The sequence below is a fragment of the Nocardia miyunensis NBRC 108239 genome (assembly GCF_001613065.1).
GTDB classification, from domain to species: domain Bacteria; phylum Actinomycetota; class Actinomycetes; order Mycobacteriales; family Mycobacteriaceae; genus Nocardia; species Nocardia miyunensis.
In genome coordinates this window covers 1-11,811 of record NZ_BDBQ01000158.1, presented here as the reverse complement: position 1 = coordinate 11,811, position 11,811 = coordinate 1, and the positions used below count along the sequence as shown (strand labels likewise).

The window sequence follows — 11,811 nt, the reverse complement described above, 5'->3', positions numbered from 1 at the left end:
GGGTGGGAGCGCCGAACGGTTGCGTGTGACTTCTGGGTGGGCCGGTGCTCCTGCCCATAACGAGGTGGTTCGTGATCGGGCGGTGCGTGGGCGTGTTGCCATGAATCATGATCTTGCTTCCTGGTCGAGGGGCCGACGTGCCCGTCGTAGCGCGGCGGCGACGCGGGTGGAACGCGCGCTGTAGTAGTCGGTGGTCGAGCGGACGACCTGCAGCACGAGCATGTTGTCGTCGCTGCCGAAGACGTACATCGTGTTGCCTGCCGCGAACGGGTAGGCATCGAGTTGGACCTCGTGGTGGTCGACGGTCAAGGTAGGGGGTGCGGATGTCCAGCTTTCCCGGTCGTAGACGACGCGGCGGACGGGGCCCATCCGAAATTCCAGGAATGTCAGCAGGCCCGGTAGTTCGGTGGTGAGTTCACCGGACCGGGGCCACCAGGCGCCGTCGATGTATGCGTCGCTTTCGGGCTCGAGCCGCAATCGCGGCGTGTTTTCGGGTGGGCCGCGGTGCCGTGTGGTCCGGCGGCGGATGTCGAGTGGCGCCATCGTGGTGCTCCCTTGGGTCGACTACCTCCAGTAGACGCCGCGACACACTGTATGTCAACATTGTTGACGTACATCGTAGTCTGTAGATGTTCCGAGGGATGGAGTTCGTGCGTGATGGCTGAATCGCCGAGTAGTCGAAACAAGGTCAGGGCTGGGCGCGGCGACGGTCCGCTAACTCGGGCGGTGGTGTTGAGCGCAGCGCTGGAGATTGTGGATCGCGACGGCGTAGAGGGGTTGTCGATGCGGCGGCTGGCCGAGGCCGTGGGCCGCGATCCGATGGTGGTCTATCGGCATGTGCCGAACAAGGCCGCGGTGATCGATGGTGTCGCCGAGGTCGTGTTCACGGAATTGTCGGTTGATGCCGCCGCGCCGGACTGGGTCGCCGAGGTACGCCGGGTGGCCCGGGAGTTCCGGCGGGTGGCGTTGACGCATCCACGGGTGGTGCCGTTGCTGGTGACGCGGCCGCTGGCGACGCCGTTGGGGCAGCGTCCGCCGACGGTGGTGCGTCTGCTGGAGGACATGCTGGCGTTGCTTATGCGGGTCGGGTATACCGAGGTCGACGCGTTGCATATCTACCGGGCGTTGTTCGGGTTCTTGTACGGGCATGTGCTCAACGAGCTGCAGGAACTTGTGGAACACCCGGAGGAGACCGACGATCTGCTGCGGCTTGGGTTGTATCGGTTGCCGATCGGGGAGTTTCCGAGAGTGCGGAATTTGGCGTCGGTGCTCGCGAGCTACGATGGAGCGGCGGAACTCGAGCGTGGGCTCGACATTCTGCTGACCGGTCTCGCCGCGACGTTGCGCGGGCCGGGTGATGCCTCCGGTCCTGGCTCGGGCGATGCCGTGCTGCCCGGGCCCGAGGATGCGCCCGCTGGGCAGTGACCGGGCGCCCGGCGAGATTATGGGCACCGGGTTGCGGCGCGGGTGCGGCAATGTGGTGTTGAGCCCAACCGGTCTAGCGCGTCGACCGGTCGGCGATCGGGCCGTTGGCGCGTAACACCGAACCGAACAGCCAGCCGCCCAACAGAGATGGAACGCTGCCGCCTGCACCTGACGTGTCCGGTCGGGGCGGGGCCACTCTTCAGTAACCGCCGGAACCGCCTTCGGACTCCCATCGTTGTTCTGCGCCACCTATTTCTGCGCCACCTCTTTCGGCGGCGGCGGACGTGAGACCGGCCAGCAGGTCGACGACTGTCGCGGTTTTGCCGGGATCAGCGGCGGCCGACATGAGGGCATCGGCCGACTCGGCGCCCGTACCCGGCGGGACGACCAGCAAGGTGAGCGGGGCACCGTCGAGCGGACGAATCTCAACGGTCCCGGTCGGCATGTGCCGGTATCCATCGAGGCTTATCCGCCGATCCCCGATAGTGGCTTTGCCCGGCGCAGCAGCCCATTCGTCGAGGTGGTAGATCACCCGATGGATCGGGCCGAGGCGGGCGATGAGCACCGGGAGCAGCTCGGTGAGTTCGGTGACCAGATCACCGCCCTGGGGCCACCATGCGCCGTCGACGACGGCGGAGTGCCGCTTCTCGTGCGCGATACGCAGCCGCGGCCGATCAGCAGATGTCGCGTATCGATCCGTTCCGGTTCGGGTTGTTTGCAACGTCATCGGGGCGCTCCTTTTTCGGTCAGGGGCCCGACCGGTTCCGGGCGGTCCGGCAACGAGATGTCCCAAGCGGCGACCAGACCTCCCGGTGGCGGGATCGCGTTGCCGCACTTGACCATTCGACAGATCGGGCAAACCCGGTGCGACGGTGTTCCCGTCGTCGGCATGCCCTCTTGCCTACAACGTCATACTACGCCGTAGACAGCGGTGGCCGAGGCGTTGCTCGTGGCCGGTGCGCTTCCTTGCAAGGGGTGCACCCAGGCCGACGGATTGGCGGTATCGCGTTGGCTGCTCGAGGTCGAGTCAGCCGTGATCACGTCTCCGGCACCCCTGTCGATGGGGAGGGAACCAGGGAACCCCGGCCGCAACGGTTGTTCCGCGGGTTGGAACCGACCGGCAGCAACGAGAACCAAACCGCCGAAGCGACACTCGCCTTGATCTCCACCCAGCAGCAGGCCCGGCAGCCCGCGCGGAGATCCTGGGCGCGAGGCGGCATTTGCCGAAGACTCACACCGGGCGAGCCGCTACGGCACCTGGGCACCGTCGAATCCTGGCTTCCGGCTTGGGAAGTCGAGTGGTTCAGCCGCAGGGCCCGCAGGCGCAGGTGCGGCGCGCGGAATCCTCGTCAGCGAATCTTCTCGGGGATCGTATCGAGGGCATTCAGTACCTGGACCGCGAGCGCGGTCGCGGCGGCGTCGTCGAGTTCCGAGTACTTCCGCACCGCATCTCGGATGCGAGCGACTCGGCGCTCGTAGGGCGTCTTCGTCGCCATTTTCATGATCCTCTCGGTAATGGTTCTTCCGATCTCGACTCTTCACCATGGTCGGCGCTGTCGTTGCGGCTGACGTGGAGGGATGGCTACGTCCTCCCCAGCGTATCCTGCGGTCACAACGGTGTCTACGGCGTAGAGTTACATCGTAGGCGATTATCCGGTCCAGCAGCGCCGAGCAATCGTCTGCGCGACGCCCCGGACAAGCACCGGGCCCCGATCCGAATCGCCATGGCGGACCGCAACGGCCGCGACAGGAGTTGTCGATCATGACGCCACAACCGCATGTGACAAACGTTGGTCGGCGCGCGTCGCCATCCCGCGGTCTGCGGCTCGAACTCGATGCCGGCGGCACCGGAAATGTCGACGGGGCCTGGTGGCCGCACAGCCGTGATCTCGTCGCGGAGCTGACGGATCTGCTCTCGGTGTTGCGGCCCGGCCTCGGCCCGATCCGTCGCGTTATCTATAATCTCGACGAATGGTCTTCGGCGCCAAGGGAACTGGACAGCGCTGGGCGGCGGGTCCGGCTCGACGGCTACCGGCACCGGCCCGCGCGCACGGTCGATGTGATCGGAGGCAACATCGGCGCCACCCTGTCCCTTCGGATCATCACCCCGATCGTCGACGCCGATATGACTGCCGCGCAGCAGCATTGGGGGTCCGAATGCGGCGAGGGATCTGACGCCGCCGCGTGGCTCAGGGCCCGGTCGGCGGCGCGGCGGGGCCGCCGCGCAAGAAATTCGGGTCATGCATCGGGGTAATCGGTCGGGCCAGTTCTGCGTCGTCCTGCCCGCCGACCAGAACGACGCAACTGCTCACAGCCCGCGCTGCCGCCGAGCGGAGACAGTTCAAGGTCGGTGGCGGCACGGCGGTAACGGAGCGAAAAGGAGTGCTTCCGCGCGCTGTGCGGATGATTGTGGAGAAACCACTCCCGGAGGGATGTCAGGATTGCCTGACGGCCGATAGGCTGTCAGGAAATTCAGGTAATGGATTCGAAGGCAGGTATGGGTAGAAGCATCGAAGATGGACAGCATGAGGGATGGGTCATGCAGCTGTTCGCAGACGGCTATGGCGGCGGTGGATACAGCAGCGAAGGCATCCCGGTCACCCACACCCCGGATGGTTCACTCATCGTTGACCGTGAGCATTTTCGCGCCGAAGACGACATAACCGGCTGGCAGGTGGTGTGCGCAGCGGAAGGCGGGCACATCCACTGGCGGGGCCCGGTCTGGACCCGGACACGCGTAGCCGATGATGCCGATACCCACTACTGTTTCAACGACGGTCACGGATTTGCCGAGGACTCCGGCGAATTCGGAGATGCTGCCATGCAGGACTGGTACGCCCATATCCGCCCGTTCCAAGCACTCCGATATATCGAGATAATCACCGGCGAAATCGCCGAAGCTGAACACCGACGCATTGAAGCTGTGCGTCGGGCCCGCGCGGGCGGAGCCTCGTGGGCCGATATCGGCCGCGCCGCGCACATCACCCGACAGTCCGCACACGGGCGCTGGTCGAAACCGTGAGAACGATCCGCCCCGACGCGATCGAGGCATTGACCTCATCGGCGTGTGGACAACGCCCTGCCGCGCTGCCTGCGCGATTGCCGCCGCCGCGTACCGGTTGGCTCGGTCCGGGCCGTGACGAGCCCTCGGGCAGGATCCGTTCATCGACTCGGCACGACGTCAATCTTCCCGCATCGGAGCCGAGCCCAGGATGGCTGAGCTCCGATGCCGGACAGGAATACGTCTACTTACGCTTCTTGTCCCTGTTCTCCAAGGCTTTGGCTGCGAGACCTCGGTGGTCTCGTTCCCTCGACAGTACGCGCCCGGGGAGATTTCGGCCCGGAGCACGGCGAGGTGTGCTGGCATTCGAGCGTGACTTTATCGTGGGCATCTGCTACTCCTGGCGCTGCCGGCACAGGTTCACCGGTCATGTCGGAATGTCACCCGAGGCGTTGTGTCCGGCCCTGAGCAGGTCGGTGACGGTCGATGTGTTGCCTCGGGCGGCTGCGGTCGTCATCGTGACGCGGGCGGAGTCGACGGCGGTGCGCGGCGGGATGATCAGTAGCGCGATCCTGGCGCCGGTGAGACCGACAACGTCGAGGGTGTGTCGCGGCTTGCGGTGGAATCCGCCGAGCCGTACCCAGCTTGCGCCGGTGATGAATCTGGCCGGTGCCTCATCCCAATCGCCGAGGTGGTAGATCACGCGGTGTACCAGGCCGAGCCGGGCCGCCAGCGCCGTGAGCAGCACCGGCAACTCGGTGGTGAGGTCATGGCTGTGCGGCCACCACGCACCGTCGACCCATCCGGTGTGCGGTGGTTGGGTGTCGATCAGTAGCCGCAGCGAATGTGCGGGTGGCCCGGAATTGTCCAGAGCGTATCGGGGCTGCTGTGAGGTCATGATCGATGCTCCCGTCTGGTGGCTGCCACCACGTGTAGCGCTGCGCGCAGTCCGCGCCGCTGGGGTGATCGGTCTGCTTCATCGGCATGGATCGTATTGTGGCCGTGGAACTTTCGTTCGCCGTCAACGTACGCCGCCAACGTCGACCACTCGGCGCCGGAAACAGCCAACCTGCCGCGGCTGACTGCGATCGTCAGCCGGGCCGTGGCGTCCAGGGCTCGCTGGAACGCGATCGTGCGACGGATGTAGTTCGCATCCCGCGTCCCGAGCTGATCCTCGATGTCCTGGCGGATTTCGTCGAGATCACGGCCCAGCGCCTCGATGTCGGCCGCGCTCGGATGCGCGTAGACAGCGACCTGTGTAATCGCCACGTCAGCGCTTGAACACGCCCCTCAGATTGTGCTCCAGCCAGTCGAAGGGGCCATGGCTTCCCGCACGCCCTTCTGTGGGGCGTCGGGCGGCGACATCGCGCAAGCGCCTCTCCAGGTCTTCCTTGGTGGTCCAGATTCGATGCGTGATCTTGTTCTCGGTCATCGGAAAAGATCCCGTCCCCGGATGTGCGATTCAGCCACGGTAGCCGGATCGGCCGACCGTTCGACGCACGCACCGGTTATCACCCCAGCCTAGCTTCGGTCACCCAGCATGTCTACGTCGTAGAATTACGCTGTAGACAGGTATCCTCCGAGGTCATCGCTATGGGAACGCGTCACCCTCGGGCGCGTTCTCGGCCAGGCCGGTGAGCAGGATGTCGAGCCCCCGCTCGAGTTCGGCGACACCGTCGTAGCCCGCCAGCACCGGGGCCAGCTCGCGCAGCAGCGGGAACTCCCCGATGGGCAGCCGGTACAACCCGAGACGTAGCAGGTCGTCGGTTTCGTCGGGGTTCTCCACGATCTCCTGCAACTCGTTGAGAGCATGCCCGAACAGGAACCCGAACAACGCCCGGTACACATGCAATGCCTCCGCACCGGAGAACCCGGCACGCGTCAGCAGCGCCAGAATGTCCTCCAGTGGCCGCAGCACCGCCTGCGACCGCAACCCCAGCGGCGTCGCCAACGGCCGGGTCACCAACAGCGGCACCACCAGCGGATGCGCCAACGCCGGCCGTCGAAAATCCCTTGCTACCGCCCGCAATTGGGCTCTCCAGTCCGGGTCGGTGGCATCGACCGACAACTGCGCCGACACAACTTCGGCCACGCCATCGAGCACTGCGGCCTTGAACGTGCGTTCATTACTCGAGGCGTCATGGACGCTCCTGCCGCTGCCCGGAGGGCCGATCGTAGCATTCGGGGACGGCGTGATCTCTGCTGGTCAGCGCACGTGGTGTCGCCGAATACTTCGAGCCTACGCGCAGGTGTGACACCAGCCCGTCGGGTGCGCGTCGACGGTGAGCGCGGTGCGGTGGTCGTGGTGTATTTGCGAGTTCGCCGGTGAATGGCGGGGGTGTGTTCGACGCCGTCGATCAGCACACCGATCTGTACGAACAGACCGGCCGGATGGCCGCTCCACTGCCGCGTCGGTCGCCGCACGAGGGGCACCGAGCCGGGAAACCGAGCCCTCGGGCGCTGACTGGATGGCACCTCGTCGTTTAGTCGTCGCCTCTCGAGTGGCACCGCTCGTCTTTGTTCCTCGCCGTCTTCCGCAGAGAAATGCTGTTGCTGACGTGGTAACTCGGATGCCGACCAGAGCGGGTGATTCGGCCAGGAGGCGCCGGTCCGCGATGTATTTGTGCTAGCGGCCTGCGTGTCCGAGTTCTCGTCGCTGGCCCGATATTCCCTCTATTCTCGTAGACCTACGGTGTTGACATCAGGGTTCGCTCAGAGTGTACTGAGAGCGTCAACAGATCCCAGGGATCGTCATGATCGGGTCGGTACACAGCTGTCCAGCCCGAAACGACGACAGCGATGCGCGTGCACCAGCGACCCGCCGGACATCGCGTCCGCCCCCAGAGTTCACCTGAGAAGCGCGCTCCACGCCCGACCGGGATTCCCTCGAACCGTTCGTCGCGCTTGTGGGCTTCACGCTCCTCGGTTGCTCGGAACGAATCGAATGGTGGTTCACGGCATGCGATCAGGGAAGCTCACCACCGGCAGTTCAGGCATTCGACGAATCTGCCGGGGAGTCGAGTTGTCACCGGCCCGTCGTCGATCCACGGTGTACCGACACCGTAGAGTCGAGGGGCCGGTGTCGGAGCGGGGCACATCGATGAATGATGTGACCGTGTGATCCGGCTGCACGAGCAGTGGCCGGGGTGGGCGGCGCTGAGTCCAGTGGCGTCGCTGACCGAACGGCTGGCCGACGCGATGCCCCGGCAGCCGCAGACGCTCGGCACGCTGGCACGAGGCACGATCCGCGGCACAGCCGACTTCGCCCGCCGTCGCCTCACCGGGGACTATCAGGTCGATGAGTTCGGTCTCGACGAGCATCTGCTCGAATCCGTCCTGCTTCCAGTACTGCGGCCGCTGGCGGAGCTGTGGTTTCGGGTGCAGGTCGACGGCATCGAGAACCTTCCCGAATCCGAGGCTGCGTTGATTGTGGCCAACCATGCCGGTGTGGTGGCGCTGGACGGGCTGATGGTGCAGTTGGCCGTGCACGATCGGCACCCCAAGCAGCGTGCGCTGCGTTTGCTGGCCGCCGACCTCGTGTTCGAGACGCCGATCATGGGCGGGCTGGCCCGTAAGGCCGGCCACACCCGGGCCTGCCGCGCCAACGCCGAGCGGCTGTTGCGCTCGGGCGAACTGGTGGGCGTGTTCCCCGAGGGCTTCAAGGGTGTCGGCAAGCCCTACAGTGAGCGATACAAGCTGCAACGCTTCGGGCGCGGCGGGTTCGCCTCGGCGGCTGTGCGGACGGGGGTGCCGATCGTCCCGTGCTCGATCGTCGGGTCGGAGGAGATCTATCCCATGGTCGCGGACCTGAAGCCGCTGGCCCGGCTGCTCGGGCTGCCGTACTTCCCGGTCACGCCGCTGTTCCCGCACCTGGGCCTTTTGGGCGGTATCCCGTTGCCGTCGAAGTGGTATATCGAATTCGGCGAACCCATCACCACCGGCACTTACCAGCCCGAAGCCGCCGATGATCCGTCGACCCGGTTCGAGGTCGCCAATCAGGTTCGCGAAACCATCCAGCAGACGCTGTACCGGCGGCTCACCACGCGCCGCAACCCCTTCACCGGCTCCGTCAGCTGATGGTGTTGCTGCACCGAGGCAGGCTCGGCCAGGAATCGGGTCAGGTGTCCGAACGTGGGTAGCAGCCCTGACATCCGGGCCGTGGGTGGCTGTCTGGTTCGGGGTAGTAGCCCCTGTTCATGTGCTGCGGAAGGTGGTAATCATCGGAGTATGGGAGCTGAGCAGTGCCACCGCGACGGTGTGGCAGCAGATGCCGGCGGACCGGAGCCGGGTCCGGCGGATGAGACGGGGTTCGCGCAGCGGGCAGAACGGTTGCGGGATCGTGAACGAGTATTCGAACAGCGTGAGGAGGCCGCGGATGCACGGGACAAGATCGCCGGCCAGCGTGAGGTGACAGCAGACGCCCGCGAGCAGATCGCGGACCGGCGTGAAGCGGTAGCAGACGCCCGCGAGCAGATCGCGGACCGGCGTGAAGCGGTAGCAGACGCCCGCGAGCAGGCCGCGGACCGGCGTGAAGCGGCAGCAGACACCCGAGATGAGCGGCTCGATACCTGGCAGGAGCAGCTGTGCGGTGGCCCCCGGGGTATGGACACTGTCAGGCAGAGCGCCTGGGAGGCGATCGAGCGAGCGCGAGCTCTGGTTGCCTTCGGTGCGGCGCGCCTGGATCGCAGCGTGGCCGCGTCGCTTCGTCGCGAGGCGCGCGAAGTTCGGCAACAGGCCGAGAGCGATCGGAACGTGGCTAACACGCCTCGGCGCGGCGACGCTGCGGCACGGCAACCCGACACCGGCGTGGACAGAACCTGACCACCGCGTGGGTGTGGGCGTCTGGTCAGCACACTCCCAACGGCCACAGCGGCTACCGGTCGAAGGAGGTCGGGCTAAAGTTGAAATCCGGATTGCGGACGGTCGGCAAGATCCTTCGACGGTTCGTTCCGGTGTCGGAATCCAGGTCGAGTCGCGTGTGGATCGGGGGCTCATGGTTCTGGTGACCGCCGCATCGGTGTTTTGCCTGGTCGAGCGTCAGGTGCGGGTGACCCCTCGATGGGCACGAACCTGCGACATGTGACCTGGGAAAACGCTGGAGCTGTTTTTGACCTGCGATCACCCTGGCCAGCGAGTCGATCACCGACGCTCTGCAGATCCTCGGTCCGACTCCCGATTTCTCGATCGATGCGCGAGGGCGGAAGGAACACTCCGAACAGAAGCCGCAGCGCGGCGTTGGGATTCCGAAGGCGGAGCCGGAACCAATTGAGCGGATTCTTCCAGTCGGTTATGGCATATCCGTCGTTTTCCTGGCCCAGTGCGGGATCCCTCCCGGTGCTGGGCTGCGGGAAGGGCAATTCCGTCAGCGCTGTGCGCAATCCGCGCCCCGCGCGACAGTCTGGTTCAGTCCGGCGATGGTGGGTGGGCCGAAGCGTTGTTCGGACGCGGTCTCGGGTGCGTCGTCGCTGGTGGCGGTCAGGAAGCGGTCCGGGAGCGCGAGTTTGTGGATGGTACGCAAGGTCAGCAGGTATTGGCGGGTCAGCGGACCGGTGGTATAGGGCAGGTCGTACTTCGCGCACAGTGCCCGCACCCGGACGGCGATCTCGGAGTACCGGTTACTGGGCAGATCGGGGAACAAATGGTGCTCGATCTGGTAGCACAGATTTCCGCTCAGGAATGCCAGGATCGGACCGGCGTCGAAGTTCGCGGTGCCGAGTATCTGCCGCAGGTACCACTCGGGTTTGGTCTCGTTGTCGATGACCGCGGGGGTGAATTTCTCTCGAGATGTGCGTATCGCCTGATCTCGGTGATCGCCATGCTGAGTCCTTCGAGGTCGACCGATGGAAATCGGAGTCCCCGACCGCTTGATCGAGAACAACAGCAAGCCACCCCACCATAGGCGATCCGATAACGTCCATCCGATGCTTCGAGGCATCAACACGCGAGCCATGTGGCCCCTGCCCCTCGGCAGCGGGTGGCGACGATCACCGGAAATCGAATTGCGATGTGGCATTCGGACACATCGCATATTCGGTCGAACAGCTCACACAGGTGAGGTCCGGTAGGTGGTGGGTTCGGCGGCGCTGCCGGGGATCGTTGCGGGCGGGGGCGCCGACTGTGGTGGCGGTACGGGCGATGATGCTGCAGTCGCGGCGGTTTCGCGGGCGCAAAAGGTACCGATCTCGCCGATCGCGCTCATCAGTGGCGCCGGGAACACGACGGTGGTGTTCTTGTCGACGCCGAGTTCGATCAGTGTTTGCAGATTGCGTAGTTGCAGGGCCAGCGGGTGGGCCATCATGGTGTCCGAGGCATCGCCGAGCGCTGCGGCGGCCAGCGATTCCCCCTCGGCGGCAATGATTTTCGCGCGCTTCTCCCGTTCGGCTTCGGCTTGGCGGGCCATCGCCCGCTTCATGCTCTCGGGCAACTGGATGTCCTTGAGTTCGACCAGGGTGACTTCGACACCCCATTCCAGGGCGGTGATGTCCAGGCTCTTGCGGATGTCGGCGTTGATGACGCCGGTCTCGGCCAACGCTTGGTCGAGAGTGTGCTGGCCGACGACCTTGCGCAACGTGGTCTGAGCGATCTGATCGATCGCCGAGTACACGTTTTCGATCGCGACAACCGATTTCTCGGCGTCGATGACCCGGAAGTACGCGACCGCGGAGATATCGACGCTGACGTTGTCACGGGTGATGATGCCCTGCGACTGGATCGGCATGGTGACGATGCGCACCGACACCTTCCGAAGCTGGTCGATGATCGGAATGATGAAGTTCAAGCCCGGTTCTCGGACCCCGACCACCCGTCCGAGCCGGAACAACACGCCCTTCTGATACTGCAGTACCACCCGGATGGACAGCGCCGCCACGATCAGCAGCACCACGACCACGACGAGAACAACAACCACGATGCTCACGGCTTCTCCTCACGACTGCGATCGTGCAGTGGCCGTCGACGTGAAGAACGGCAGCCGACGACGCGAGCGCACAGCTGTTCCGTGACATCCGAGACGCCGCGTTTCGGCTCGTCGATCTCAGAATGCGCTCGGGGTGTATCGCCTTCCCAGAGGCCAATGGCTCCCGGCAGTGGGCACTTCGGCTACCACGGGGACCTGACCGGGAACACGCGGAGCGCCTCGTTCGAGCCGGACACAACCCGGCCAGTTGCAGGCGTTGTCGGCGTACGGCGCGTTTCACCCGACGCGTGGGCGGGGGATGGGACTGTCCGGTGGATAGACCCGGCGGGATCGGCGCGCACCAGAGCGTTGGTGGCGGTGGCGACGGCGGTTCGGCCACGCGGATACAGTGCCTGCAGCTGGCAGCGAGCTGATCGCGGTCTCATGGAAGTGAGTCTGCATTCCTCCTGCGGTGTGCTGGTGTGTTCTG

General features: G+C 65.4%; 12 protein-coding genes and 2 pseudogenes. 4 read left to right on the top strand and 10 right to left on the bottom strand.

Annotation, left to right across the window (positions count from 1 at the left end; all coding sequences use genetic code 11):
- Positions 1–105 precede the first annotated feature (105 nt).
- Positions 106–543 carry a DUF5994 family protein gene (locus NM2_RS46195; protein WP_067683966.1) on the bottom strand — a complete coding sequence of 146 codons (438 nt, stop codon included), beginning with the start codon at positions 541–543 and terminating at the stop codon, positions 106–108.
- A 114-nt stretch (positions 544–657) separates the two neighbouring features.
- Between NM2_RS46195 and NM2_RS46190 the strand changes: the two genes are divergently transcribed.
- Positions 658–1,425 carry a TetR/AcrR family transcriptional regulator C-terminal domain-containing protein gene (locus NM2_RS46190; RefSeq protein WP_084532400.1) on the top strand — a complete coding sequence of 256 codons (768 nt, stop codon included), beginning with the start codon at positions 658–660 and terminating at the stop codon, positions 1,423–1,425.
- Between the two features lie 199 nt (positions 1,426–1,624).
- On the opposite strand, the gene NM2_RS46185 is transcribed toward NM2_RS46190, so the two are convergent.
- Both NM2_RS46185 and NM2_RS50565 read right to left on the bottom strand, forming a co-directional pair.
- On the bottom strand, positions 1,625–2,152 hold the full coding sequence (locus NM2_RS46185; RefSeq protein WP_067683965.1) for a DUF5994 family protein: 528 nt from the start codon (positions 2,150–2,152) through the stop codon (positions 1,625–1,627).
- A gap of 622 nt (positions 2,153–2,774) precedes the next feature.
- Positions 2,775–2,921 (bottom strand): DUF6307 family protein, encoded by a 147-nt coding sequence (locus tag NM2_RS50565; protein WP_169816374.1) that lies wholly within the window; start codon positions 2,919–2,921, stop codon positions 2,775–2,777.
- A gap of 266 nt (positions 2,922–3,187) precedes the next feature.
- Between NM2_RS50565 and NM2_RS46180 the strand changes: the two genes are divergently transcribed.
- Together NM2_RS46180 and NM2_RS46175 are read left to right on the top strand one after the other, a co-directional pair.
- Positions 3,188–3,679 carry a DUF5994 family protein gene (locus NM2_RS46180; protein WP_157122060.1) on the top strand — a complete coding sequence of 164 codons (492 nt, stop codon included), beginning with the start codon at positions 3,188–3,190 and terminating at the stop codon, positions 3,677–3,679.
- 225 nt (positions 3,680–3,904) lie between these two features.
- Positions 3,905–4,447, top strand: coding sequence for a hypothetical protein (locus NM2_RS46175; RefSeq protein ID WP_157122057.1), 543 nt, complete (start codon positions 3,905–3,907; stop codon positions 4,445–4,447).
- Positions 4,448–4,853: 406 nt separating this feature from the next.
- Here NM2_RS46175 and NM2_RS46170 read toward each other — a convergent pair whose 3' ends face one another.
- The 4 genes and pseudogenes from NM2_RS46170 to NM2_RS46160 all read right to left on the bottom strand — a co-directional run.
- Positions 4,854–5,324, bottom strand: a complete 471-nt coding sequence (locus NM2_RS46170) for a DUF5994 family protein (protein ID WP_067683961.1) — start codon at positions 5,322–5,324, stop codon at positions 4,854–4,856.
- On the bottom strand, positions 5,321–5,695 hold the full coding sequence (locus tag NM2_RS53595) for a hypothetical protein (protein WP_067683954.1): 375 nt from the start codon (positions 5,693–5,695) through the stop codon (positions 5,321–5,323). Before NM2_RS53595 ends, NM2_RS46170 begins: the two co-directional genes overlap by 4 nt.
- Before the next feature lies 1 nt (position 5,696).
- On the bottom strand, positions 5,697–5,858 hold the full coding sequence (locus NM2_RS50020; RefSeq protein ID WP_157122054.1) for a hypothetical protein: 162 nt from the start codon (positions 5,856–5,858) through the stop codon (positions 5,697–5,699).
- Between the two features lie 159 nt (positions 5,859–6,017).
- Positions 6,018–6,539: pseudogene (locus NM2_RS46160) on the bottom strand (TetR/AcrR family transcriptional regulator C-terminal domain-containing protein); the annotation flags it as partial.
- A 1,004-nt stretch (positions 6,540–7,543) separates the two neighbouring features.
- On the opposite strand from NM2_RS46160, the gene NM2_RS46155 reads away from it, so the two are divergent.
- Entirely contained in the window at positions 7,544–8,503 is a 960-nt protein-coding gene (locus NM2_RS46155) for a lysophospholipid acyltransferase family protein (protein WP_245718578.1), read from the top strand.
- 117 nt (positions 8,504–8,620) lie between these two features.
- On the opposite strand, the gene NM2_RS46150 is transcribed toward NM2_RS46155, so the two are convergent.
- The 3 genes and pseudogenes from NM2_RS46150 to NM2_RS46140 all read right to left on the bottom strand — a co-directional run bounded on the left by NM2_RS46150 (position 8,621) and on the right by NM2_RS46140 (position 11,342).
- Positions 8,621–9,157, bottom strand: a complete 537-nt coding sequence (locus NM2_RS46150) for a hypothetical protein (protein ID WP_067683952.1) — start codon at positions 9,155–9,157, stop codon at positions 8,621–8,623.
- A gap of 632 nt (positions 9,158–9,789) precedes the next feature.
- Positions 9,790–10,205 (bottom strand): annotated as a pseudogene (locus NM2_RS46145) (fatty acid desaturase family protein); the annotation flags it as partial.
- Between the two features lie 264 nt (positions 10,206–10,469).
- Positions 10,470–11,342 (bottom strand): slipin family protein, encoded by an 873-nt coding sequence (locus NM2_RS46140; protein WP_067683935.1) that lies wholly within the window; start codon positions 11,340–11,342, stop codon positions 10,470–10,472.
- Positions 11,343–11,811: the final 469 nt, after the last annotated feature.

Coding starts and splice junctions, on each gene's coding strand:
- NM2_RS46195 (WP_067683966.1), bottom strand. CDS start 543: ATGGCGCCACTCGACATCCGCCGCCGGACCACACGGCACCGCGGCCCA.
- NM2_RS46190 (WP_084532400.1), top strand. CDS start 658: ATGGCTGAATCGCCGAGTAGTCGAAACAAGGTCAGGGCTGGGCGCGGC.
- NM2_RS46185 (WP_067683965.1), bottom strand. CDS start 2,152: ATGACGTTGCAAACAACCCGAACCGGAACGGATCGATACGCGACATCT.
- NM2_RS50565 (WP_169816374.1), bottom strand. CDS start 2,921: ATGGCGACGAAGACGCCCTACGAGCGCCGAGTCGCTCGCATCCGAGAT.
- NM2_RS46180 (WP_157122060.1), top strand. CDS start 3,188: ATGACGCCACAACCGCATGTGACAAACGTTGGTCGGCGCGCGTCGCCA.
- NM2_RS46175 (WP_157122057.1), top strand. CDS start 3,905: ATGGATTCGAAGGCAGGTATGGGTAGAAGCATCGAAGATGGACAGCAT.
- NM2_RS46170 (WP_067683961.1), bottom strand. CDS start 5,324: ATGACCTCACAGCAGCCCCGATACGCTCTGGACAATTCCGGGCCACCC.
- NM2_RS50020 (WP_157122054.1), bottom strand. CDS start 5,858: ATGACCGAGAACAAGATCACGCATCGAATCTGGACCACCAAGGAAGAC.